The 22,241-nt window shown below is 69.4% G+C and carries 23 protein-coding genes; 9 read left to right on the forward strand and 14 right to left on the reverse strand.

Annotation, left to right across the window (positions count from 1 at the left end):
* Positions 1–4 precede the first annotated feature (4 nt).
* The 3 genes from AC1DCG_RS10590 to AC1DCG_RS10600 all read right to left on the reverse strand — a co-directional run bounded on the left by AC1DCG_RS10590 (position 5) and on the right by AC1DCG_RS10600 (position 1,401).
* Positions 5–211 carry a hypothetical protein gene (locus AC1DCG_RS10590; protein ID WP_477028852.1) on the reverse strand — a complete coding sequence of 69 codons (207 nt, stop codon included), beginning with the start codon at positions 209–211 and terminating at the stop codon, positions 5–7.
* Positions 212–281: 70 nt separating this feature from the next.
* Positions 282–965 (reverse strand): Fe2+-dependent dioxygenase, encoded by a 684-nt coding sequence (locus AC1DCG_RS10595; protein ID WP_165258115.1) that lies wholly within the window; start codon positions 963–965, stop codon positions 282–284.
* 124 nt (positions 966–1,089) lie between these two features.
* Positions 1,090–1,401 carry a hypothetical protein gene (locus AC1DCG_RS10600; protein WP_477036601.1) on the reverse strand — a complete coding sequence of 104 codons (312 nt, stop codon included), beginning with the start codon at positions 1,399–1,401 and terminating at the stop codon, positions 1,090–1,092.
* 102 nt (positions 1,402–1,503) lie between these two features.
* Between AC1DCG_RS10600 and AC1DCG_RS10605 the strand changes: the two genes are divergently transcribed.
* Entirely contained in the window at positions 1,504–2,151 is a 648-nt protein-coding gene (locus AC1DCG_RS10605) for a tetratricopeptide repeat protein (RefSeq protein ID WP_477028854.1), read from the forward strand.
* Positions 2,152–2,316: 165 nt separating this feature from the next.
* Here AC1DCG_RS10605 and groL read toward each other — a convergent pair whose 3' ends face one another.
* Positions 2,317–3,960, reverse strand: a complete 1,644-nt coding sequence (gene groL / locus AC1DCG_RS10610) for a chaperonin GroEL (RefSeq protein WP_477041479.1) — start codon at positions 3,958–3,960, stop codon at positions 2,317–2,319.
* A 62-nt stretch (positions 3,961–4,022) separates the two neighbouring features.
* On the reverse strand, positions 4,023–4,313 hold the full coding sequence (gene groES / locus AC1DCG_RS10615; RefSeq protein ID WP_058347663.1) for a co-chaperone GroES: 291 nt from the start codon (positions 4,311–4,313) through the stop codon (positions 4,023–4,025).
* Positions 4,314–4,545: 232 nt separating this feature from the next.
* Here groES and AC1DCG_RS10620 point away from each other — a divergent pair, with 232 nt between their 5' ends.
* The 3 genes from AC1DCG_RS10620 (at position 4,546) to AC1DCG_RS10630 (ending at position 6,198) form a co-directional block, all read left to right on the forward strand.
* Entirely contained in the window at positions 4,546–4,938 is a 393-nt protein-coding gene (locus AC1DCG_RS10620) for a VOC family protein (RefSeq protein WP_165258107.1), read from the forward strand.
* On the forward strand, positions 4,939–5,373 hold the full coding sequence (locus AC1DCG_RS10625) for a DUF4345 family protein (RefSeq protein WP_477028856.1): 435 nt from the start codon (positions 4,939–4,941) through the stop codon (positions 5,371–5,373).
* 69 nt (positions 5,374–5,442) lie between these two features.
* Positions 5,443–6,198 (forward strand): TlpA disulfide reductase family protein, encoded by a 756-nt coding sequence (locus tag AC1DCG_RS10630; RefSeq protein ID WP_477028857.1) that lies wholly within the window; start codon positions 5,443–5,445, stop codon positions 6,196–6,198.
* Here the strand turns inward: AC1DCG_RS10630 and AC1DCG_RS10635 are convergent.
* Entirely contained in the window at positions 6,166–6,693 is a 528-nt protein-coding gene (locus AC1DCG_RS10635) for a methylated-DNA--[protein]-cysteine S-methyltransferase (RefSeq protein ID WP_477028858.1), read from the reverse strand. The two genes, AC1DCG_RS10630 and AC1DCG_RS10635, sit on opposite strands and share 33 nt — an antisense overlap.
* A gap of 301 nt (positions 6,694–6,994) precedes the next feature.
* Between AC1DCG_RS10635 and AC1DCG_RS10640 the strand changes: the two genes are divergently transcribed.
* Entirely contained in the window at positions 6,995–8,017 is a 1,023-nt protein-coding gene (locus AC1DCG_RS10640) for a hypothetical protein (RefSeq protein WP_477028859.1), read from the forward strand.
* 79 nt (positions 8,018–8,096) lie between these two features.
* Complete coding sequence (locus tag AC1DCG_RS10645) at positions 8,097–9,176, forward strand: S1C family serine protease (RefSeq protein ID WP_165258097.1); 1,080 nt, start codon at positions 8,097–8,099, stop codon at positions 9,174–9,176.
* On the opposite strand, the gene AC1DCG_RS10650 is transcribed toward AC1DCG_RS10645, so the two are convergent.
* A complete protein-coding gene (locus AC1DCG_RS10650) occupies positions 9,173–10,132 on the reverse strand; it encodes a TraB/GumN family protein (protein WP_477028860.1) in 960 nt (319 codons plus the stop codon). The two genes, AC1DCG_RS10645 and AC1DCG_RS10650, sit on opposite strands and share 4 nt — an antisense overlap.
* 32 nt (positions 10,133–10,164) lie before the next feature.
* On the reverse strand, positions 10,165–11,172 hold the full coding sequence (locus AC1DCG_RS10655) for a TraB/GumN family protein (RefSeq protein ID WP_477041483.1): 1,008 nt from the start codon (positions 11,170–11,172) through the stop codon (positions 10,165–10,167).
* A gap of 142 nt (positions 11,173–11,314) precedes the next feature.
* On the opposite strand from AC1DCG_RS10655, the gene mutL reads away from it, so the two are divergent.
* The gene (gene mutL, locus AC1DCG_RS10660; RefSeq protein ID WP_477028862.1) at positions 11,315–13,255 is read left to right on the forward strand and encodes a DNA mismatch repair endonuclease MutL; all 1,941 of its coding nucleotides are present in this window, start codon (positions 11,315–11,317) and stop codon (positions 13,253–13,255) included.
* Between the two features lie 144 nt (positions 13,256–13,399).
* Here mutL and AC1DCG_RS10665 read toward each other — a convergent pair whose 3' ends face one another.
* The 3 genes from AC1DCG_RS10665 to AC1DCG_RS10675 all read right to left on the reverse strand — a co-directional run bounded on the left by AC1DCG_RS10665 (position 13,400) and on the right by AC1DCG_RS10675 (position 16,745).
* Entirely contained in the window at positions 13,400–14,596 is a 1,197-nt protein-coding gene (locus tag AC1DCG_RS10665) for a hypothetical protein (protein ID WP_165258089.1), read from the reverse strand.
* A gap of 135 nt (positions 14,597–14,731) precedes the next feature.
* A complete protein-coding gene (locus AC1DCG_RS10670; protein ID WP_477028863.1) occupies positions 14,732–15,997 on the reverse strand; it encodes a hypothetical protein in 1,266 nt (421 codons plus the stop codon).
* Positions 15,998–16,154: 157 nt separating this feature from the next.
* Positions 16,155–16,745 carry a GNAT family N-acetyltransferase gene (locus tag AC1DCG_RS10675; RefSeq protein ID WP_477028864.1) on the reverse strand — a complete coding sequence of 197 codons (591 nt, stop codon included), beginning with the start codon at positions 16,743–16,745 and terminating at the stop codon, positions 16,155–16,157.
* Positions 16,746–16,912: 167 nt separating this feature from the next.
* On the opposite strand from AC1DCG_RS10675, the gene AC1DCG_RS10680 reads away from it, so the two are divergent.
* On the forward strand, positions 16,913–18,217 hold the full coding sequence (locus tag AC1DCG_RS10680) for an acyl-CoA dehydrogenase family protein (RefSeq protein WP_477028865.1): 1,305 nt from the start codon (positions 16,913–16,915) through the stop codon (positions 18,215–18,217).
* A 152-nt stretch (positions 18,218–18,369) separates the two neighbouring features.
* Here the strand turns inward: AC1DCG_RS10680 and AC1DCG_RS10685 are convergent, their stop codons facing one another.
* From AC1DCG_RS10685 to AC1DCG_RS10695, 3 genes are all read right to left on the reverse strand, one after another.
* Complete coding sequence (locus tag AC1DCG_RS10685; protein ID WP_477028906.1) at positions 18,370–19,311, reverse strand: bifunctional riboflavin kinase/FAD synthetase; 942 nt, start codon at positions 19,309–19,311, stop codon at positions 18,370–18,372.
* Between the two features lie 14 nt (positions 19,312–19,325).
* A complete protein-coding gene (locus AC1DCG_RS10690; RefSeq protein WP_477028907.1) occupies positions 19,326–19,751 on the reverse strand; it encodes a MaoC family dehydratase in 426 nt (141 codons plus the stop codon).
* Positions 19,752–19,827: 76 nt separating this feature from the next.
* The gene (locus AC1DCG_RS10695; RefSeq protein ID WP_165258081.1) at positions 19,828–20,688 is read right to left on the reverse strand and encodes a TIGR01459 family HAD-type hydrolase; all 861 of its coding nucleotides are present in this window, start codon (positions 20,686–20,688) and stop codon (positions 19,828–19,830) included.
* A gap of 292 nt (positions 20,689–20,980) precedes the next feature.
* On the opposite strand from AC1DCG_RS10695, the gene AC1DCG_RS10700 reads away from it, so the two are divergent.
* Entirely contained in the window at positions 20,981–22,240 is a 1,260-nt protein-coding gene (locus tag AC1DCG_RS10700; protein ID WP_477028866.1) for a hypothetical protein, read from the forward strand.
* The last annotated feature ends 1 nt before the right edge of the window (position 22,241 follow it).

Here is a 22,241-nt window from a genome sequence, read left to right on the forward strand (position 1 = left end):
CCGATCAGGCGGCGGGCGGCTTGTCGTCCGTCGCCGGCCAACGCGCGAAGGCGAAGATCCAGAGCATCACCAGGGAGACGCCCGGAATCAGGGTCAGCAGCGAAAGCCACGGCGACCAGCCGGCGCGCTGGAAGATCTTCGCCACGGGTATGATGAAGACGCCCAGCAGCGGCAGCAGAATGATCCAGTGCAGGATCGACATCGAGCCCATAGTCCCCTCCGATTAGAGCAATTTCAGCCTACGACCTTGGCGCGTGCGCGGTTCAGGCGGTCGTGCGGGTTTACACCTCGGCCCACATCCGCAGCAGGTTGTGATAGGTGCCGGTGAGCGACAGCACCGACGGGTCGGCCTGGCCGACCTGGCCGGCCAGACGCTGGATCGAGACGTCCATGTCCAGCATCAGGGCGCGCTTGGCGTCGTCGCGCACCAGGCTCTGGATCCAGAAGAAGCTGGCGGTGCGGATGCCTCGCGTGACCGGCGTCACGTGGTGCAGGCTCGAGGCCGGATAAAGGATCAGCGACCCGGCCGGCAGTTTGACGAGGTGGCTGCCGTAGGTGTCGTCGACCACCAGTTCGCCGCCGTCGTAGTCGTCGGGATCGCTCAGGAACAGGGTCGCCGACAGGTCGGTGCGGATTTGGGCGCCGGTCGCGGGATTGCGGCGGATCGAGTTGTCGACATGGTCGCCAAAGCCCATGCCCTCGCCGTAGCGGTTGAACAGCGGCGGCAGGATGGTGTGGGGCAGGGCGGCCGACACGAACAGCGGATTGGCCTGCAGGGCCTGGACGATGATCGCCCCGACCTCGCGCGCGGCCGGGCCGTCCTGGGGCAGCTGCTGGTTGTTCTTGGCCATGGCCGCCTGGAAGCCCGAGGTGGCGTTGCCGTCGACCCACGGCGCGGCGTCGATGACCGCCCGGCAGTGGGCGACTTCGTCGGGGCTCAGCACGTCGGGGATCTGCAGCATCATGGCGGGGGCCTTCGTCGTCCTACGCCCAGGCTTTAGGGCCTGAGGCGGCGCGCGGCAATGCGAACGCCTCGCAGAAGATTGCGTAAGGGGGAAGGTGCTCCCCCTTCAGGGGGAGGGCCTTTGGTCAGAACAGCCACCGCCTCGGGTACTTGTCGCCCAGGGCGCGGGCCTCGCCAGTCTTCAGGCCAAGCTCCCGCATGCGGTAAGCCAGGATCTGGCGCATGGCGTCGACCGGTTCGCGGCCGTCGACGGGGCTGGAGGCGATCGTGCCGGCCTGCTGGGCGAGGTCGGTCGCCGCCCATTCGGCCTGGGCCCGGTCGGCCTTGCCGACGGCGAAGTAGTGCGGGACGGGAACGCGCTCGCCCGGAACCTCGACCATAACGGCGATCACCCAGCCCTGGGGGATCATGTCGGCGTCGGGGCGTTGGCGGAACATAGGCTGTGCTTGGCCGTGCGCGGGTCGCGCGTCAACCGCCATCGCCGTTGCGATGCAGCCACAGCGCGCGTAGCTTCGCCGATCGTGAATGGGGGTTGCATCATGCGTCTGGGTCTCGCGTCGCTGCTGGCGATATCGATCGCGTTCGGGGCTCCGGCCGCGACGGCGTGGGCCGACGGTCGGCGAGAGCCGGCGAGCGTGGCTGCGACACGGGCCCTGGAAAAGGCGCGCAAGGCCGCCCGCGGCGGCGACCATGTGGCCGCCATCGCCTTCTACGACAAGATCCTGAAGCTGGAGCCGGACTTCGCCTCGGTGATTACCGAGCGCGCCTTCTCGCGCGGGGCCATAGGCGATCTGGGCGGCGCCCAGGAGGATTACCACGAGGCCGCGCGGCTTGAGCCCGAGCAGGCCAATGCCTGGAGTCACGTTGCCTGGATCGAGGCGCTGCGCGGCGGCGACCTGGATCAGGCCCTTGCCGACAGCGAGAAGGCGGTCGATCTGGGCGCCACGGTCGATGCGGTGAGCACCCGCGGCTTCGTGCGCTACCGGCGGGGCGAGTACGCCCAGGCCCTGGCCGATCACGACGGACTGGTCAGGCGCTATCCGCGTTCGGCCTCGCTTCTTTTCATGCGCGGGGTGGTCAAGCGTCGCCTGGGTCAGGAGGCCGAGGGCGACATCGACATCGCTCGCGCCGTGAAGATCGACCCGTCGATCGAGGTGCTGTGGGCGCGCCGGGGCGTGACGCCCTAGGCGGGGTCGAGAGCACAAAGAAAAAGGGCGGAGCCTCGCGGCTCCGCCCTTCTCTTTGTTCAGCTGAGCTGACGCAGACTTCTAAATTAGAAATCCATGTCGCCGCTCGGGATCGGCTTGCCGATCCCGACCTCTTTCGAGGATGGGCGACTTTATGGACTTCTCTTAGAAGTCCATGTCGCCCATGCCGCCCGGCATGCCGCCCGGAGCAGCGGCGCCGCCGCCCTTCTTGGGGGCTTCGACGATGGCGGCTTCCGTGGTGATCAGCAGGCCGGCCACCGAAGCGGCGTTCTGCAGAGCGGTGCGGACGACCTTGGCCGGGTCGATGACGCCGTCGACGACCAGGTCGACGTACTGTTCGCTCTGGGCGTTGAAGCCGAACGAGCTGCTGTCGTTTTCCAGGATCTTGCCGACCACGATCGAGCCTTCGACGCCGGCGTTTTCGGCGATCTGACGGATCGGAGCCTGCAGGGCGCGACGGACGATGGCGATGCCAGCGGTCTGGTCGTCGTTCTCGCCGACCACGCCGGCCAGGGCCTTCGAAGCCTTCAGCAGGGCGGTGCCGCCGCCCGGGACGATGCCTTCATCGGCGGCCGCGCGGGTCGCGTTGAGGGCGTCGTCGACGCGGTCCTTCTTTTCCTTCACTTCGACTTCGGTCGAGCCGCCGACGCGGATGACCGCGACGCCGCCGGCCAGCTTGGCCASGCGCTCTTGCAGCTTTTCMYKGTCGTAGTCCGAMGTGGYKTCTTCGATCTGGCGCTTGATCTGGGCGATACGGGCTTCGATCGCGTCCTTCTCACCGACGCCGTCCACGATGGTGGTGTCGTCCTTGGTGATCTGGATCTTCTTGGCGCGGCCCAGCATGTCGAGCGAGACGTTCTCGAGCTTGATGCCGAGGTCTTCGCTGACAACTTGAGCGCCGGTCAGGATGGCGATGTCTTCCAGCATGGCCTTGCGGCGGTCGCCGAAGCCCGGAGCCTTGACGGCGGCGACGCGCAGGCCGCCACGCAGCTTGTTGACGACCAGCGTGGCCAGGGCCTCGCCTTCGACGTCTTCAGCGATGATGACCAGCGGGCGGCCCGACTGGACGACGGCTTCCAGCACCGGCAGCAGCGGCTGCAGCGACGACAGCTTCTTTTCGAACAGCAGGATGAGCGGCTCTTCGAGCTGAACTTCCATCTTGTCGGCGTTGGTGATGAAGTACGGCGACAGGTAGCCGCGGTCGAACTGCATGCCTTCGACGACGTCGAGTTCGGTTTCGGCGGTCTTGGCTTCTTCGACGGTGATGACGCCTTCGTTGCCGACCTTGTCCATCGCCTTGGCGATCATCTCGCCGACTTCCTTGTCGCCGTTGGCCGAGATGGTGCCGACCTGAGCGATTTCAGAGTTGGTGGTGACCTTCTTCGACGACGACTTGATGTCTTCGACGGCGATGGCGACGGCCTTGTCGATGCCGCGCTTCAGGTCCATCGGGTTCATGCCGGCGGCGACCGACTTGAGGCCTTCCTGGACGATGGCTTGAGCCAGGACGGTGGCGGTGGTGGTGCCGTCGCCAGCCTTGTCGTTGGTCTTCGAGGCCACTTCGCGGATCATCTGCGCGCCGAGGTTCTCGAACTTGTCAGCCAGTTCGATTTCCTTGGCGACCGAGACGCCGTCCTTGGTGGTGCGCGGGGCGCCGAACGACTTTTCGATGACCACGTTGCGGCCCTTCGGACCGAGGGTCACCTTCACGGCGTTGGCGAGAACGTTGACGCCGCGCAGCATCTTGTCGCGCGCGTCGGAGGAGAAGTAGACGTCTTTAGCGGCCATGTCGGGCGCCTTTCTAATCTAGAAAATTTCGGAGGAAGAAAGCTGTCCGGAGGGGAAGCCGATTAGGCTTCGACCACGCCCAGGACGTCGCTTTCCTTCATGATCAGGAGGTCCTGACCGTCGACCTTCACTTCGGTGCCCGACCACTTGCCGAACAGGATGCGATCGCCGGCCTTCAGGTCGAGAGCGACGATGTCGCCCTTGTCGTTGCGGGCGCCCGGGCCCACGGCGACGACTTCACCTTCCTGGGGCTTTTCCTTGGCGGTGTCGGGGATGATGATCCCGCCCTTGGTCTTGGTTTCTTCTTCGACGCGCTTCACGAGGACGCGGTCGCCCAGGGGACGAAACTTCATGTGTCTTCTCCGTCGGAACGGTTTCTGTAAAAGGCTTTCGTAGGCCGAGGGAGCGTCGCTGTTAGCAGTCGCTCCCATCGAGTGCCAACGCCGGTCACGAGTTAGGCGCCGCCCCCTGGGGAGTCAAGGACGGCGGCCGCGAAGTTTTTGCGATCCCGGTTAATTGGCCCCGGTTAATTGGCCCCGGTTTATTGGCAAGGTGAACGGCGGGCGTCATTAGGGAGAGTTCTCGATGTTCGACCACATGGGGTTCGACGTCGTCGATTTCGAGCGGTCGGCGGCTTTTTACGATGCGGCCCTGGCGCCGCTTGGGATCGCGCGCCTCTACGCCGTGCCCAAGGAGCACACCGGCGGGATCGACGTGGTCGGCTACGGCGCCCAGCGTCCGCAGTTCTGGATTTCGGGCGGCGGCAAGACCAGCGGCAAGCTGCACGTCTGCTTCGCCGCCCGGAGCCGGGCGGATGTCGACGCGTTCTACGAGGCCGCGATGAAAGCCGGCGGTCGCGACAACGGCCCGCCCGGACTTCGCCCTCATTATCACGAACACTACTATGGGGCCTTCGTGCTGGACCCGGACGGGTTCAACGTCGAGGCCGTCCACCACGCCCCCGTTTCGGAGGACTGAATGTCGAGCTACGCCCTGTCGCTGATCCTGGCCGTGATCGCCTGCGTCATCGGCGGCGTGCTGGGCGGGCTGGTGCTGGCGCGGCCGGACTCGATGCTGGGCCTGGCGGGCCTGAAGAGCGACCAGGACGGCGGCGTCAACGCCGTCACCGAGGGGCGGGCCTTCGGCGGCCTGCTGATCGCCTCGCACGGGGCGGCGGCGCTGTTCCTGGGCTGGCAGTCCAGCGCCGGGGCGGCCATGGCGCTGGTCCTGGCCATCGCCTGGTTCGGCGCGGCCTTCGGGCGGCTGGTCTCGATGCTGCTGCAGAAGGCCGGCGGCCGCTTCAACTACGGCAGCGTGTTCCTCGACCTGCTGATGGGGGTCACGCTGGCCCTGCCGTTCTTCAACGAGGGCAGCCTGCCGCTGCATCGCATCGGCGGCAGCATGCTGGTCTGAAGCTTCGCCGCAAAAGCGCCGCCGTTCGACCCAAGATTGTCCCGCAGGGTTTCAGCGACGGAGGGCGGGATGACGACGTGGACGAGGCGTGGGGCGATGGCCGGTGCGGCCGCCCTGGCGGGCGCCGGCGCGGCCGGGGCGCAGACGAGGATCCCGGTGCTGGGCGACCCGGCCAAGGTGTTCGACACGCCGGCCTTGCGCGGCAACCGCATGGCCAGGGCCTTTCGCGAGCCGCCGCAAGGCCTCGCCGTTCCGGCGCTGAAGGTCGAGCGTCGCGAGGGCGTCGCGCCGCTGAAGCTGCAGCCGGGCCTGACCCTGGTGTCGCTGTGGGCGCCGTGGTGCGCGCCGTGCCTGCACGAGCTGGGCGATCTTGCGATGCTGCAGGAGAAGTTCGGCGGTCCGCGCTTTCGCATCCTGCCGATCCTGACCGCGCCGCGCGAGCCGATCACGGCCGCCGAGGCGGGCTTCCTGCTTAAGAAGCACAAGGCGGGCGTCTTCGCGCCGGTGATCGACCGCGGGGCCGACTCCAAGGGCCTGTTCCAGGCGCTGAGCATGCGCGAGACGCCGAACGGCCCGGCTCGCCCGGGGCTGCCGTGCAACCTGCTGGTCGCCGCCGATGGGCGGGTGCTGGCTCGTCAGTTCGGCGCGCCGATGAACGGCATGGTGTCGGGCACGGGCGAGGGCGGCAAGGTCACGGCCGCCGACGTCGCCAAGGTCGGCACTCTGTGGGCGGCGCCCGACGGCGAGGCGCTGATGAAGGCGCTGGCGCGCGGCGAGATCGCGGGCGGCGGCTCAGTCGCGCGCTCGCGCCCCCTCGTGAGCTAGCAGCCAGGCCTTGCGCTCGACGCCTCCGCCGTAGCCGGTGAGGGCGCCGTCCGCGCCGACCAGCCGGTGGCAGGGCACGACGATGCTGAGCGGATTGGCGCCGTTGGCGGCCCCGACGGCGCGCACCGCCGCCGGCTTGCCGATGCGCGCGGCCAGTCCCGAATAGGTCAGGGTGGTTCCGGGCGCGACATCGCAGAGGGCGCGCCACACCGCCTGCTGAAAGGCGGTGCCGCTGGTCGCCCAGGGGATGGCGGCCAGCGCCGCCAGGTCTCCGTCGAAATAGGCCGCCAGGGCCGAGCGGGTGGTGGCCGGCGCCGCGCCCGGCTGGAGCGCGGCCTCGCCGTAGTGCAGTCGCAGCAGGCGCAGCATCCGCGGCTCGAAGTCGTGGAAGTCGACCGCCCGCAGCCGCCCCTCCTCATCGCAGACCAGCAGCACCTGGCCGATCGGGCTGGGCGCGTGGTCCAGGAGCAGGCGAACGGGGGCGGGAGTCGGCATGTCGACACTATGCGGCGAACCGCATTCGCCGTCCGCCCGTTTCTTGCGGAGGTGGTCATTATTGTAGAGTTCGCGATCTGGATGCGGATTGTGTGTGTTCTAGAGAGTTGAGCTGTCGACATAATGTCGATTGGATTTGTCGTGTCTCAGACTTAAGCGAACTTGGCCGTTCAAGGTGCGACATTATGCGCATGAAAATTGGTCGAATACACGAAAGTTAATGGCCGATTCGCCATCGCGATTATGATCTCGGCAACCGCGTTCGCCGCCCAATACGCCCGTAGTCGGGAGGCTTTCGGGCATGGCGTGGAACAAGCATTGGATGGTGGCGGGAGCGGCGGTCGTCGCCCTGGCCGTGGGCGGACTGGCGAGCGCTCGCCAGGAGCGTGAAGCGCCGGGCGTCAGCCTGGCGCAGGAGGTCGTGGCCGCGGCCAGCGCCTTCGAAACCTATACGCGGGGAGCAGGCTCGATCTCGCCGGCCGTGTTCACCAACGGCGAAGGGGTGGCCAGGGCGCTGGTCGCCGGCGCGGCCTACAAGGCCGACCAGCTGGAAACGGGCATGATCGCCTATGGCGCCATCGCGGCGCTGCAGGAGCCGGCCTTCATCGACGGCGTGCGCGCGGCGGCCCGCCAGACTTCGCGCGAGGCGCTGGTCGAGCGCCTGCTGGCCTCGCCCGAGAGCGTGGTCGAGATCGAGGGCGTGGGCCTTGCCGCCGCCCGGGCGCAGCTGGCCCTGCAGGGGCGCGGCGCGCCGCTGGCCGTGGCCGGCAAGGCGGTCAAGCAGTCGGCCTACGACATCCAGCGCGAGACCTGGTCGAAGGGCGCGGTGGCCGACAACGCCGGGCGCCTGGCGCGGGTCAAGCAACTGTCGACGACGGTCTTCGCGCCGGGCCAGGACGACGCCGGACGCCTGATCCAGGCGGCCACCGGCGCGGGCGGCGGCTTCGCCGAGGGCGGCCGGGTGTTCACGCCGGTGACGGTGCGGTCGGCGGCCCTGGCGGCCCTGGCCGTGCTGGACGCGGCGGGCGACGCCGACGTGGCCCGCCTGGCCCCGGTGCTGAGCGAGAAGAAGGCGAACTTCTGCATGAAGATCGCCAAGCTGAACCTCTATCAGTGCCTGGCCGTCGCCGGTCCGCACTACGAGGACGTCTTCTGCCTGGGCCAGCACGCGATGATCGACACCGCCCAGTGCGTCAACGACGCGGCCGGCGCCAGCCTGTCGTCGCCGGCGGTCGCGCCGCCTTCGCCGCCGCCCCGGCCGGCGGGCTTCGTGATCCCGGTCGCCAGCGTGGCGCCGTCTGCGATCGCTCAGGCGCCGCGTTGAGCCGGGCTTGATCGGCGCGCGCCGCCGTCGTTAACCTTCTCCCCCGGCGGTCGCCGCCGGTTGCCGTCGGGGGCGGGGGATGAAGGCGCGCAAGTACGAACTGTTCGCGAGGGCCAGGCGCCCGCGTCCGATGCGGGCGCGCGAGATCCTGGCCTGGCCGGCCGAGGCCCAGTTCGTGTTCGACGCCGGGACGCCGCCGCCCGCGCCGCCCCGCGTCGACGAGGGCGACCTGCTGGACGCCTACTCCAACGCCGTGGTCCGCGCCGTCGAGACGGTCGGGCCCAGCGTCCTGCGTATCCACCCGATGCTGGACGACGCCAATGTGCAGGGCGTGGGCTCGGGCTTCGTGGTGGCCGAGGGCGGGATCGTCCTGACCAACAGCCACGTGGTGCAGGGCGCGCGCCGTTTCGTCGTGATCACCGCCGAGGGCCGCAGCCTGACGGCGCGCTGCGTCGGCGATGATCCCGACACCGATCTGGCCCTGCTGAAGATCGACCAGGCCGTCGACCTGCCGCTCGTGCGGCTGGGGAATTCCAAGGCCCTGCGCCGCGGCCAGCTGGTCATCGCCATCGGCGCGCCGCTGGGCTTCGAGGCGACGGTGACCACCGGCGTCGTCTCGGCCCTCGGCCGCAGCCTGCGCGGCGAGCGCGGCCGGCTGATCGAAGACCTGATCCAGACCGACGCCGCGCTCAATCCCGGCAACAGCGGCGGGCCCCTGGTGGCCTCGAACGGCGAGGTGGTGGGCGTGGCCACCGCCGTCATCGCCGGCTATCCGGGCCTGTGCTTCGCCGTGGCCGCCAACACCGCGCGCTTCGTGATCGGCGAGCTCTTGGCCCATGGCCAGGTGCGGCGCGCCTCGATCGGCGTCGTCGCCCAGCAGGCCCCGCTGCCGCCGCTGCTGGCGCGCTCGACCGGGGTGACCCAGGGCTATGCGGTGTTCGTCGCCCAGGCCGACCCGGGCGGTCCCGCCGCCAAGGCCGGCGTGCGGGCCGGCGACCTGCTGGTCAAGGCCGGCGAGCGGCCGCTGACGGGCCTGGATGATCTGCTGCGCGCGCTGGACCACGCCTGCATCGACGTGCCCACGCCCTTCACCCTGATCCGCGAGGGGCGGCTGATGTCGGCGACGATCACGCCCCGCCTCAGGCGCAGGGGCGGCTAGTTGGCGCTGTCGGGCGTGGTGACCTTGAAGCCGCGCGCCCGCAGCTTGTCCAGCACGCCGTCCTCGACCACCAGGCCGCGCAGCGAGAACACCGCCACCGCCTTGCCGGGGGTCTTCATGGCCTGGGACACCGCCTCGACCTGGGCGGCCGACATCCTGCGGAACTCCTCGGCCATGCCGGGCAGGGCCATGACGCAGCGCTGGCCCTCGCGCGGGGCGTGGACGGCGGCGCGCACGTCGCCGTGGGCCCAGGCGCGCGCGGCCTTGCGCACCGGCTCGGGCCCGGCTTCGACCTCGTCGAGCACGCCTTCCAGGCAGATCAGGCCCGCCTCTTCGGAGTGCTGCTTCACCAGGGTCTTGATCATCGGCATGGCCTTGTAGACGGCGGCCGGCCGTGACTTGACCCTGTGCTTGCGGGCCAGTTTCTGGATCGTCTTGTCGGGCTCCTGGCCGGTCAGGCCGCTCGCCTTCTGCGCGTTGCCCGCCAGCAGCAGGCCCGCGCCCAGCGGCTTCCAGTCCTTCCAGCCGTCGCCCTTCTGGCCCGTCGCGGTCCAGGCCCTGGCCATGCGCGGGGCGAGGTCCGGCGCGACCTGCTCCAGCGGACGCTCGGCCTTGAGCTTGCTGCGCATCGACAGCAGGGCCGGCAGGTCGGTCAGGCCCGCCCGGGCGACGGGCGGGGTGATGACGGCGAAGGCCCCGTCCAGCCGCCGCTCCAGCACCGAGGTGTCCCAGGTCATGCCCTTTGGAACCGCGCCGGGGACGCCCAGGATGTAGACCGTGGTGTCGCCGTCGCTGACCTTCCACCAGGCGGGGCCAGGCAGCCTGGCGTTGACCACCAGTTCCTCGACGACGTTGGCCTCGGGATCGTCGATCGGTTGCTCGGCGCCCTGGGCGCGGGCCAGCGGGGCGGCCGCCAGGACCGCCAGGGCGGCGATCGCCGCGAAGCGTGTGCGCACGATGTGATTTCCCCCTGGCCGACGCCGCCCGGTCATTCGTCAGGCGTCGTGACTTTGAACCCCTTGGCCCGCAGCTGGTCCAGGACGCCGTCCCGCGCCAGCAGAGAACGTAGTTCGATGACGGCAACCGCCTTTCCGGGCTTTTTCAGGGCGACCTCGATCGCCTTGACCGCATCGTCGCGGCCCTCGCGAAGCTCGCGGGCGATCGAGGGCGTCGAGTCCAGGCAGCGCTGGAAGCCGCGATCGGCGGCGACCACGTCGCGCACCTGGCCGTCGGCCCAGCGCCGGGCGGTGTCCTTGATCCCGCCCTGGCCGCTTTCGGCCTGGTTCAGGCCGGCGTCGAGACAGAGAAGCTGCAGCGGCTGGGGCGCGGTCGCCAGCGCCTTGATGGCGTCGGCCAGGCTGTAGCCGGGCAGGTTCTGGATGCGAGGGCGCTTGGCTAGATCGCGGCTCTTGGCGATGTCGCGGATGCGGTCGGTGACGCCGCCCACGCTGATCGAGACGCTGCCGTCCTGGCTGTTGGCGACCATGAAGCCGGTGAAGGCGGGCTTGATGTCGTCCACCGATTCCGGCTTCTGCTTCATCATCTTCAGCCGCGCTTCCAGGCGCTGGCGCAGGTCCGGCGGCAGGGTCTGGCGCATCGGCTGCTCGGAAACGAACAGCTTGCGGCCGCCCATCGCCAGGGCGATCAGGCGAACGACGCTGACGTCGGCCTCCTGGCCCATGATCAGCACGTTGGCCCCGTCCAGGCGGCGGCGCAGCACCGATTCCTCGGCCCTGGTGTCGCTGGGGACCATGGCCGGCACGCCCAGCACGTAGACGGTGGTGTCGCCGTCGCTGACCTTCCACCAGGCCGGGCCGGGCAGGCGGGCGTTGACCACCAGCTCCTCGACGAGGTTCTCGTTGGGATCCACCMGCTGGAGGTCGATCGGGCCGGAGGCGTCGACCGCCTGCTGGGCCATGGCGGGACCGGCGGCGGCCGCCAGAAGGAAGGCCCCGAGGGCCAGGGCGGGGGCTGCGGCTACGCGACGGATCACTATCTCTCGTCCTCGGCGGGTCTGGAATCGTTCTAGGATGACGGGTCGCCGCAAGCTGAACCGTTCTCAACCGGGGCGGTCAAATTAAGTCGCCGCAATGCAGGGCTCGCCTGTGCTGCCCGGCTGCGCTGAAAGTCCGATTTCGATGCCGATCCGCCGCCTGCCGCCCGAGACCGTCAACCGCATCGCCGCCGGCGAGGTGGTCGAGCGGCCCGCGAGCGCCATCAAGGAACTGGTCGACAACGCCATCGACGCCGGCGCCACTCGGATCGAGGTCGAGGCCCACGGCGGCGGCCTGACGCGGATCATGGTCGCCGACGACGGTTGCGGCATGAGCGCCGAGGAACTGCCGGTGGCCATCGAGCGCCACGCCACCTCCAAGCTGGCCCCCGACGACGAGGGGCTGTGGGACCTGCTGCGCATCCACACCATGGGCTTCCGCGGCGAGGCCCTGCCGTCGATCGGCTCGGTGGCGCGGCTGTCGATCAGTTCGCGCGCCAAGGGCCAGCGCGAGGCCTGGTCGATCCTGGTCGAGGGCGGCCGCGTCGACGACGTGGCGCCCGCCGCCTTCGCCGGCGACCACGGCACCCGCATCGAGGTGCGCGACCTGTTCTACGCCACGCCCGCGCGCCTGAAGTTCATGAAGTCCGAGCGCGCCGAGGCCCAGGCGATCACCGAGGAACTGAAGCGCCAGGCCATGGCCCACGAGTCTGTGGGCTTCTCCCTCGACATCGACGGCCGCCGCATCCTGCGCCTGCCGCCCGAGCATCCCGGCCCGCAAGGCCGTCTGGCCCGCCTGGCCGCCGTGCTGGGCCGCGACTTCCAGGACAACGCGCTGGAGATCGACCAGATTCGCGACGGCGTGCGGCTGTCGGGGTTCGCGGGGCTTCCGACCTACAACCGCGGCAACGCCGCCCACCAGTACCTGTTCGTCAACGACCGGCCGGTGCGCGACCGCCTGCTGCAGGGCGCGCTGCGCGCGGCCTATGCCGACTTTCTCGCCAGGGACCGCCATCCCAGCGCGGCGCTCTACGTCACGCTCGACCCGACCGAGGTCGACATCAACGTGCACCCCGCGAAGGCCGAGGTGCGCTTCCGCGATCCGTCGCTGGTGCGCGGCCTGATCGTCGGCGCCCTGCGCCACGCCCTGGCCGGGGCCGGCCACCGCGCCTCGACCACCACGGCCGCCCAGGCGCTGGACAGCATCCGCCCGCAGAGCGTCTTTCCGGGATATCAGCCGGGCCCGTCGCCCGCCGGCTTCTCGGCCTGGCGCGAGGGCGGCTGGACGCCGCCGACCCAGCGTCCGATGGACCTGCCGGGCCTGTCGGAGGTCTCGGCACGTCACGAGGCGCGCCCGGAGGAGGCCTACCAGACGCTGGGCGGGGGCTTTGGCGGCGGCGTCGCCGAGGCCGTGCGCGAGGCGGCCTATGGCGGCTATGACGCCCCGCCCGCCGTGGCCTATCCGGGTCAGGACCATGCGCCGGCCCAGCCGTTCGACCCGATCGACTTCCCGCTGGGGGCGGCGAGGGCCCAGGTGCACGAGACCTACATCGTCTCGCAGACCCGCGACGGGGTGGTCATCGTCGACCAGCACGCCGCCCACGAGCGCCTGGTCTACGAGCGCATGAAGCACGAGATGGAAGCCGGCGGCGTGGCGCGCCAGACCCTGCTGCTGCCCGAGGTGGTCGAGCTCGACCCGGCCGAGGCCGAGCGGGTGGTGGCGCGCGCCGACGAACTGGCGACCCTGGGCCTCGTCTTGGAAAGCTTCGGCCCCGGCGCGGTGCTGGTGCGCGAGACGCCGGCCCTGCTGGGCAAGGCCGACGCCGCGGGCCTGGTGCGCGACATCGCCGACGACCTGGCCGAGAACGGCCAGGCCCTGGCCCTGAAGGAGCGGCTGGAGGAGGTCTGCTCGACCATGGCCTGCCACGGCAGCGTCCGCGCCGGCCGTCGCCTGGCCGCCGCCGAGATGAACGCCCTGCTGCGCGAGATGGAGGCCACGCCCCACTCGGGCCAGTGCAACCACGGCCGCCCGACCTATGTGGAGCTGAAGCTGTCGGACATCGAGAAGCTGTTCGGGCGGCGCTGACCGATCCTCCCCCCGAAGGGGGAGGTGGCCCGAAGGGCCGGAGGGGGAAGTCCCTTCCGAGTGGACCGATGCCGCTTTGAAGGCGTCACGTCCCCCTCCGTCGGCTTCGCCGCCACCTCCCCCTTCAGGGGGAGGATCTGTGGGTCAGGCCGCGGCCTCCGCCGTCCAGCCGTAGAGCGGCAGCTGGCCCTTGGCGTAGGGCGTGACGTTCACTGGCGCCTCCAGCAGGTCGGTGACCATCGGGCCGCTGACGAACGGAGCGCCCTGGTCGAGGGCGGCGAGCAGTTCGCGCGGGCTGCGCAGGTCGCTGACGCCCTGCCAGACCTGGCGGCGACGATAGGCGGGGCCGTCCTTCAGGAAGCGGCCGATGGCGGCGATGCGGCTGGCCTCGACCTCGCCCTCGGGGGTGAAGGTGACGCTGGCGGCCAGGCCCGGGGCCAGATCGTCGACCTTGAAGGCCGGATCGCTGATCCGCAGGTCCACGCGGCTGAAATAGGGCTCCAGGAACGCCTTCATCTGGCCCAGCGCCACGAAGGACGGTGCGCGGGGCACGCCGTAGACGCCCGCCGCCAGCCGGCCGCGCAGGTCGCGAGGCAGGGTGCGCAGGCAGGCCTCCAGCTCGGCGCGCAGCGAGGGCTTGAGCGCGGAGGAAAAGCCGATCGGCAGGTAGGTGACGCCGCTGTTGGGGCCGATGGCGGCGATCGCCGACTTCAGGATCGCCAGGTCGTGCTGCTGGCGCTGGCCGTCGACATAGATCTCGTAGGGACGGCCGGCCAGGCCCGCCTCGCGCCAGACGCCGACATTGCCGACGAACAGTTCGCGGCCGGCGTGGTAGACGCCGCGCCAGGCCACGCGGGCCGGCGGCGGGCGCGGGCACAGGCGCGCCAGGGCCTCCATGGTCGGCACGCCGGCGATCGGCCCGCCGAAGGGCATCACCGAGCGCACGTCGCGCGGCGTGATGCGGCAGACGCGCCCGGCCAGCGAGGCGTCCTCCTCGCCGGCCAGCAACAGCGACAGCTGGCGGGGCGGCAGGCCGGCGAAGCGCATGACCTCGTGTTGGTCGCCTTCGAACATCAGCATGACGATCTCGCCGTCGTCGTCGTCGCCGAACAGCTTGTGCTGCAGCGCCCGGGCCAGGGCCTGCAGTTCGCGGGCGTCCAGGCGCGTGGCGCGCGGATCGGCCAGCACGAACGAGAACGGCGCGACCAGGCCATGGCGGCGCGGGGCCAGCCACGCGCCCTTCAGATAGTCGCCGGCGATCTTGGCGATCAGGGGGGCGTTACGCTCGGTCTCGGCGGGATCTTCGCCGACGAAGACCTTCAGGCAGGCGATGGCGGTCATGCCGCCTAGGTTGCGTGGAGGTGGTTATCACGCGTTATAGGTCGGCTGCGACCCAGCGTCGCGAACGCTGGTTTTCCAAAGCGTGGCGGCCGAAAGCGTCAGCGGTTTCGGCGTCCGCAACGCGCCAAATGAACCCTACGCCGCCTGCAGCGGCAGGGCGTCGGCCGGGTTGGCGCCCAGGGCCGGCGGCTTGTCGAGCAGGGCGCTGACGGCCAGGCCGGTGACATAGCCCAGGCCCGCGGCGCGGCAGGCGTCCAGTTCCTTGGCGTTGCGCACGCCCAGGACGCCCTGGTGCACGCCCTTGGCGCGATAGACCGACTGGCGCGAGGCGAAGAGCGCGATGGCCTTGATCCGCTCGGCGTCGGGCTCGTCGCGCAGTTCCAGGGTGATGCTGGAGGCGATGTCGCCCGGCAGGGTGTTCACCGGGAAGTTCGGGTCGGAGATGCAGAGGTCGATATAGGCGAACGAGCCCTGAAGGAAGGCGCGGATCTGCTGCAGCAGGCCCATCGAGGGCTCGCGCGGGGTGTCGTAGACGGTGGCGCCCAGGCGCGGCTGCAGGTCGAGCGGATAGCGCGACAGGCGGCGCTTGTAGGCCTCCTGCGAGGCCGGGGTCGTCAGGTTCCAGAAGCTGAGCGGCAGGAACAGCGCACCCTCGCCGGTCTTGACCGTCGGGAAGCCGAACTGGGCGTCGTTGAGGCCGGTGAGGTCGCGGGCCAGCAGCTCGCCGTCTTCTTCCGGGCGCGGGGCGGTCAGGTCGGCCTTGTGGCCCAGCACCGCGCCGACGACGCTTTCGGAGGGCAGGTGATAGATCGCGCGCCAGCCGGTGGTCAGGGGCGCGGCCGGCTTGGGCTGCGGCGCGGCGACGACCGGGCGGACCGGGGCGGCGGCGGGCTTGGCGGGAGCGGGTTTGGCCTTGGGCGGCTCGATCGGCGCGGTGGTCGCGGCCGGCTTGGCCTGCGGCGCGGGCGGGGTCTCCGGCGGGGCGCTGGGGACAGCGCGAATCTCCTCGGCGGTGATCACCTGCACGTGGCCCGGGGCGCCCGAATAGCCGCGACCGGCCATCAGGCCGGCCAGTTCCGCCTGCGACAGGCTAGCGAACTGCAGCACTGCGTTCTCGTCGCCCTCGAAGGTCATCAGGCACACCTGGCCGCTCTTGCGGCCGGGGAACAGCGAGGTCTCCAGCTCGACGGCCAGGGCCTGCATCTCCTCGGGATCGAGGCGCTCGGCCTTGGTGTCCGCCAGCACGAAGGCCAGGGGCGCGACGACGCCGTAGCGGCGCGGATGCTTCCAGCGATGCTTGAGATAAACGTCGGCGGCCGCCTCGACATGGGCGGGGGGAACGCTGGCGCCCGCCGTCTCCGCGGCGGTGAGCAGGATACGCAGGCAGGCTATGGCCGTCATGGACGGGAATTTGACCGCCAATGCTTGGCGAAATCCTTACGAGAGAAGGATAACGGCGGTTTTTTATGTATTGCCCAGGTATAGGTGCGGCAGGGTGTCGCAATCGCTTTCGCCTATGGCGCTCGCGACACTCCGGTTTTCCCGGTGACCGCGAGCTTTAGACGAAGTCTTCGCTGAGGCGGAACTCCAGGCGCTGCTTGACGCCGGGCCAGTCGAAATCGGTGATCGAGAACACGGCCGTGTCGCGCACGTGGCCGGTCCAGGTGATCTTGTGGCTGCGCAGCACGCCTTCCTTGCTGGCGCCCAGCTTCTCGACCGCGGCCTGGCTGCGGGCGTTGCGCACGTCGATCATGAACTCGACCCGGATGACGCCGGCGTCGAAGGCGTGGCCCAGCAGCAGGCGCTTGGATTCGGGGTTCACCGGACCCGACCGGGCGTCGGGGTGCAGGAAGGTCGAGCCGATCTCCAGGCCCTTGTGCAGGCGGCGGATGTTCAGATAGCTCGAGGTGCCGACGATCTTGCCGTCCGACTTGCGGCGGATGGCGAAGCCGACGCGTTCGCCGCGGTCGCTTTCGCCCAGCAGGGCGCCCCACCAGTCCTCGAAACCCTCGCCGCAGCCGTTGACCGACATGATCTCCCAGCTGGCGGGATCGCAGTCGATGGCGCCGCGCAACTCTTCGCGCAGGTCCCGGGTGATCGGTTCCAGCCGGACGTAGCGGCCTTCGAGGGGCTTGATGGTCAGGTTCATGACCGGTGTTTTCCGCCAGGAGCGGCCGCGTGACAAGCCGTCTGGCGGCCAGCCGCGTTCAAGACGACGCGAACGTTCAAACCGTCCGCAACGCCCGCTTGCCGCGCCCGTCAACTCGGTGCTACACATGCTTCAAACAAGTGTTTGAACCAGGGATCGGGAACGCCATGGACTTCGACATCTCTCCCCGCCAGCGGGAATTCCTCGACCGGGTGAACGGCTTCATCGACGCACACGTGCGTCCGGCGGTCCCCGTCTACGAAGCCGAGATGGACGTCCCCGCCGACCAGCGCTGGAAAGTCGTCCAGGTGCTGGAGGAGCTGAAGCAGAAGGCCAAGGCCGAGGGGCTGTGGAACTTCTTCATGCCGCCGCACAGCGGCCAGACCCATGTCGACGACACGTTCCAGTTCGAGGGCGTGCAGCTGACCAACCTCGAATACAGCCTGATCGCCGAACAGCTGGGCAAGATCGGCTTCGCGTCGGAGGTCTTCAACTGCTCGGCGCCCGACACCGGCAACATGGAAGTGCTGATGCGCTACGGCACGCTGGCGCAGAAGGAGCGCTGGCTGCGTCCGCTGATGAACGGCCAGATCCGCTCGGCCTTCCTGATGACCGAGCCGGCGGTGGCCAGCTCCGACGCCACCAACATCGAGACCCGCATCGAGCGTGACGGCGACGACTACGTCATCAACGGCCGCAAGTGGTGGAGCTCTGGCGTGGGCGACCCGCGCTGCAAGGTCGCCATCGTCATGGGCAAGACCGATCCGAGCGCCTCCACCCACCAGCAGCAGAGCCAGATCCTGGTGCCGATGGACGCGCCCGGCATCGAGGTGGTGCGGATGCTGCCGGTGTTCGGCTTCGACGACGCCCCGCACGGCCACGCCGAGGTGATCCTGAAAGACGTCCGCGTGCCGGTCGAGGACGGCTTGATCCTGGGCGAGGGGCGCGGCTTCGAGATCGCCCAGGGCCGCCTTGGCCCGGGCCGCATCCACCACTGCATGCGCACCATCGGGGCTGCGGAAGTGGCGCTGGAGAAGATGGTCAAGCGCCTGATGACCCGTAAGGCCTTCGGCAAGTACATCTCCGAGCACTCGGTGTGGGAGCAGCGCATCGCCGAGGCCCGCATCGACATCGAGATGTGCCGCCTCTTGTGCCTGAAGGCCGCGGACATGATGGACAAGGCCGGCAACAAGGCCGCGCGTCTCGAGATCGCGATGATCAAGGTCGCCGCGCCGCGCATCGCTCTGAAGGTCATCGACGACGCCATCCAGGCCCACGGCGGCGGCGGCGTGACCACCGACTTTGGCCTGGCCAAGCTCTATGCCGGCATCCGCACCCTGCGCCTGGCCGACGGCCCCGACGAGGTGCACTGCCGCACCATCGCGCGGATGGAATATTCCAAGTACGGCGACCTGGCCTACGCCCAGAAGGCCGAGCGCGAGGCGGCCCTGCACGTGCCGGGGATCAGATAATCCTTCTCCCTGGAGGGAGAAGGTGGCCTGCGAAGCAGGTCGGATGAGGGGTTAGGGACTGAGGACGGCGTGCCGGCACGACGTCAAACACCGTCACCCCTCACCCTCCCACGCTACGCGCGGGCCCCTCCCTCTCCCCTCCGGGAGAGGGGCTAAAACGACGGAGCCACGATCGCTCGGGCCTGGGTCTCGTCGCAGCGGATCTGGTCGATCATCAGCTCGATGCTGTCGAACTTCAGTTCGGGGCGCAGGAAGGCGATCAGCTGGGTCTCGATGACCTGGCCGTAGAGGTCCTCGTCGAAGTCGAACAGCCAGGTCTCCAGCCGGGTCTCGACCTCGCCCGTCGTCGGGTTGTTGCCGAGGTTGGCGACGCCCGGGATCACCCGGCCGTCGGGCAGGCGGGTGCGGGTGGCGTAGACGCCGAGCTTGGGCACCACGTAGTCGACGATCTCGACATTGGCGGTGGGAAAGCCCAGCTGCCGGCCCAACTGCTGGCCGCGGCGCACTACGCCCTCGATGGCGAAGGGGCGGCCCAGGATGCGGGCGGCTTCCTCAGGGTGGCCGGCCCGCAGGGCCTCGCGCACGCCGGTGGACGAGAACTTCTCGCCGTCGCGGTTGGCGACAGGTTCGGCCACCGAGACCGAGAAGCCCAGTTCCTGGCCATAGACCTTCATCGCCTGCGGGCTGCCGGTGCGGCCCTTGCCGAACGAGATGTCGAAGCCGACGGCCACGTGCCTGATCCCCAGGCCTTGGTGCAGCACCCGCTCGGCGAAGGCGCGGTCGTCCAGCGTGGCCATCTCGAAGTCGAACGGCAGCAGATAGAGAAAATCCACGCCCAGGCCGCTCAGCAGGCGGGCCTGCTGCTCGATGGTCATCAGCCGGAAGGCCGGCTCGGTGGGGCGGAACAGGCGACGGGGGTGCGGGTCGAAGGTGACCACGCCCAGCGGGACCTTCAGTTCGCGTGCGGCCTTGGCGGCCTCGGCGATCACCTGCTGGTGGCCGCGATGCACGCCGTCGAAATTGCCCAGGGCGACGGCGGCGCCCTTTTCCTCGGGCGGCACGTCCTTCCAGCCGTGGACGATCTTCAGGCGCACGCGCTGATCCATGCTCAGGCGCCTTTCCTGGGAACCAGGACCACGGCCTCGCCGTCGACCACGGCCTTGCGGCCGACGATGCAGGTGGTCGACAGCGTGACGCGGCCCTTGGCCTCGTCGATGGCGGTGACGGTCACCTTGACCACCACGGTGTCGCCGATGCGCACCGGCCGCTTGAAGTTCAGCGACTGCGAGAGATAGACCGCGCCCGGGCCGGGCAGGGTGGTGCCCAGCGCCGCCGAGATGTAGCCGGCCGACAGCATGCCGTGGGCGATGCGTTCGCCGAAGCTGGTCGTGGCGGCGTAGTCGGCGTCGAGGTGCACGGGGTTGGTGTCGCCCGTGACCTCGGCGAAGGCCTGGATGTCGGCTTCGCCCACGGTGCGGCTGAACTCGGCGGTCTGGCCGACGCTCAAGTCCTCGAGAAAGAGACCCTGCATGATCCCCGATCCTGCGTTCTTATGATTGTTGTTGGGGCTTTTTAGCGCGCCGGGCGGTCTTCACCAGACCAGATTGGCTTCACCAGACCAGATCGGCGATGGCGTGGGTCGCGCCGACGCTTTCGGCGGCCAGCAGCTTGGCCACCGCCTCGGGGGCCAGCAGGCCGTCGGGGCCCAGGGCCTTGTCGCCGTGGATGCCCTTGGCGACGAACAGGCAGGCCAGCTTCTGGTTCTCGGCGCCCAGGACGTCGGTGATGATCCCGTCGCCGATGCACAGCACGCGCGAGCGGTCCACCGGGCCGCCCTTCAGGCGCTCGGCTTCGGCCAGGGCCAGGTCGTAGATCGCCGCATAGGGCTTTCCGGCCATCACCACCTTGCCGCCGAGCTCTTCATAGAGGTCGGCCAGGGCGCCGGCGCAGAAGATCAGCTTGTCGCCGCGCTGCACCACCCGGTCGGGGTTGGCGCAGATGAACAGCAGGCCGCGATCGGCGGCGACCTGCAGGCGCGCGCGATAATCCTCGGGGACTTCGGTCTCGTCGTCGTAGAGGCCCGAGCACAGGATGAAGTCGGCGTCGTCGCAGCCGGCGAGCGACAGGTCGAGACCGGCCCACAGCGGCGCGTCGCGGTCGGGGCCGATCTTCCAGACCTTCTTGCCCGCCTGCGGCGTCAGCAGCGAGCGGGTGGCGTCGCCGCTGGTGACGAAGGCGCTCCAGGCCTCGCGCTGAACCTTCAGGCCGTCCAGCTGGGACAGCACGTCCTTGGACGGGCGCGGGGCGTTGGAGATCAGCACCACCGGCCCGTGGTCCTTGTTGAAGCGCTCCAGCGCCTCGCAGGCTTCGGGGAAATTGCGCACGCCGTTGTGGATGACGCCCCAGACGTCGCAGAGCACCACGTCATAACGGTCGGTCAGGGCGGAGAGGCCGGCGGGAAAGTCGATCATGGGTTGGGCGGGTACCGGTCGAAAGCGAGGGCGTCAATGGAGGCGGGGGCGCTCGCCGATGCCCGTCCGCGCTGGTCATATGGTGATGCTGGCCCGACCCATCAACGGGGGCGCGGTCTATCGGTCAGTCGTCAATATCGATGTTACGTGCGGTTGCTTGTAACGTCGTTATGTTCATTCATATTTCTTAGTAATTTTGAGCTTAACCGTACGATAATACATACGCACTACTTCATTGTGGCAGGGGGCGGCGGAAGAATTCCGAGCCTGATTGTGTAAGTGAGTTTGTATAGTGCGTAGCATCTCGAAGAAGTCGGCTCTGTTCTGCTCGGCTGTTGTGGTTTCTTTCTTCGCCGCTCAAGGCGCCTTTGCTCAAACGACGCTCGGCTCCGGCGCGACCGCCGTTGACGCCACCGCCACCGCCGTCGGCGTGGGCGCCCAGGCGAGCACCACCCATTCCACCGCGCTGGGCGAAGGCGCAAACGCCACCAACGCCAACACGGTGGCCGTCGGCACGCACACCACGGCTTCGGGCAACAACGCCACCGTCATCGGCGCCAACGCCTCGGCCACCCAGAACAACAGCGTGGCCATCGGCTACGGCTCGGTCGCCAACGAAGCCAACACGGTCTCGGTCGGTTCGGCCGGTTCGAGCCGCCGCATCACCAACGTGACCGCCGGCGCCAACCCGACGGACGCGGCCAATGTCGGCCAGATGAACGACGGCGACGCCATCACCCTGATCAACGCCAAGGCCTATACGGACACCGCCGTTTCGTCGGTCGTCAGCACGGCCAACGCCTATACCGACACCGCCGTCGCCGGCGTGGTGAGCACGGCCAACGCCTATGCCGACACGGCCGCCGCCGGCGCCCTGACTTCGGCCAACAGCTATACCGACACCGTGGCGTCGCAGACCCTGAACTCGGCCAACGCCTATGCCGACACGGCCGCCGCGGGCGCCCTGACCTCGGCCAACAGCTACACCGACACCGTGGCGTCCCAAACGCTGGCCTCGGCCAACACCTATGCCGACACCGTCGGCGTGCAGGCCGTGGCGACCGCCAACAGCTATACCGACACCAAGTCGGCCCAGACCCTGGCCTCGGCCAACACCTACGCCGACACCGTCGGCGTCCAGGCCGTGACGACCGCCAACGCCTATACCGACACGCGTTCGGCCCAGACCCTGACGGCGGCCAACAGCTATACCGACACCAAGTCGGCCCAGACGCTGGCCTCGGCCAACGCCTACACCGACTGGCGCGTGGACAGCTTTACCAGCCAGTTCGACAACCGCCTGAAGAACGTCTCGGCGCGCCTCGACGGCGTGGGCGCGATGAGCTCGGCGATGGCGATGATGGCGGGCAACAGCGCCGGCGCGAACGCCGGCCTGACCAACCGCCTGTCGCTGGCCGTCGGCGGCTATCGCGGCCAGGCCGCGATCGCGGCGGGCTACACCCACAGCAGCCGCGCGGCCAGCTTCAACGTCGGCTTCTCGGCCACCGGCCGCGACGTGATGAGCGGCGGCAGCTTCGGCTTCGCCTGGTAAG

Source organism: Caulobacter sp. 10L414 (assembly GCF_056395525.1).

Bases quoted from the DNA above. Each gene is read 5' to 3' on its own strand.
- AC1DCG_RS10590 (WP_477028852.1), bottom strand. From the start codon at position 211: ATGGGCTCGATGTCGATCCTGCACTGGATCATTCTGCTGCCGCTGCTG.
- AC1DCG_RS10595 (WP_165258115.1), bottom strand. From the start codon at position 965: ATGATGCTGCAGATCCCCGACGTGCTGAGCCCCGACGAAGTCGCCCAC.
- AC1DCG_RS10600 (WP_477036601.1), bottom strand. From the start codon at position 1,401: ATGTTCCGCCAACGCCCCGACGCCGACATGATCCCCCAGGGCTGGGTG.
- AC1DCG_RS10605 (WP_477028854.1), top strand. From the start codon at position 1,504: ATGCGTCTGGGTCTCGCGTCGCTGCTGGCGATATCGATCGCGTTCGGG.
- groES (WP_058347663.1), bottom strand. From the start codon at position 4,313: ATGAAGTTTCGTCCCCTGGGCGACCGCGTCCTCGTGAAGCGCGTCGAA.
- AC1DCG_RS10620 (WP_165258107.1), top strand. From the start codon at position 4,546: ATGTTCGACCACATGGGGTTCGACGTCGTCGATTTCGAGCGGTCGGCG.
- AC1DCG_RS10625 (WP_477028856.1), top strand. From the start codon at position 4,939: ATGTCGAGCTACGCCCTGTCGCTGATCCTGGCCGTGATCGCCTGCGTC.
- AC1DCG_RS10630 (WP_477028857.1), top strand. From the start codon at position 5,443: ATGACGACGTGGACGAGGCGTGGGGCGATGGCCGGTGCGGCCGCCCTG.
- AC1DCG_RS10635 (WP_477028858.1), bottom strand. From the start codon at position 6,693: ATGCCGACTCCCGCCCCCGTTCGCCTGCTCCTGGACCACGCGCCCAGC.
- AC1DCG_RS10640 (WP_477028859.1), top strand. From the start codon at position 6,995: ATGGCGTGGAACAAGCATTGGATGGTGGCGGGAGCGGCGGTCGTCGCC.
- AC1DCG_RS10645 (WP_165258097.1), top strand. From the start codon at position 8,097: ATGAAGGCGCGCAAGTACGAACTGTTCGCGAGGGCCAGGCGCCCGCGT.
- mutL (WP_477028862.1), top strand. From the start codon at position 11,315: ATGCCGATCCGCCGCCTGCCGCCCGAGACCGTCAACCGCATCGCCGCC.
- AC1DCG_RS10665 (WP_165258089.1), bottom strand. From the start codon at position 14,596: ATGACCGCCATCGCCTGCCTGAAGGTCTTCGTCGGCGAAGATCCCGCC.
- AC1DCG_RS10670 (WP_477028863.1), bottom strand. From the start codon at position 15,997: ATGACGGCCATAGCCTGCCTGCGTATCCTGCTCACCGCCGCGGAGACG.
- AC1DCG_RS10675 (WP_477028864.1), bottom strand. From the start codon at position 16,745: ATGAACCTGACCATCAAGCCCCTCGAAGGCCGCTACGTCCGGCTGGAA.
- AC1DCG_RS10680 (WP_477028865.1), top strand. From the start codon at position 16,913: ATGGACTTCGACATCTCTCCCCGCCAGCGGGAATTCCTCGACCGGGTG.
- AC1DCG_RS10695 (WP_165258081.1), bottom strand. From the start codon at position 20,688: ATGATCGACTTTCCCGCCGGCCTCTCCGCCCTGACCGACCGTTATGAC.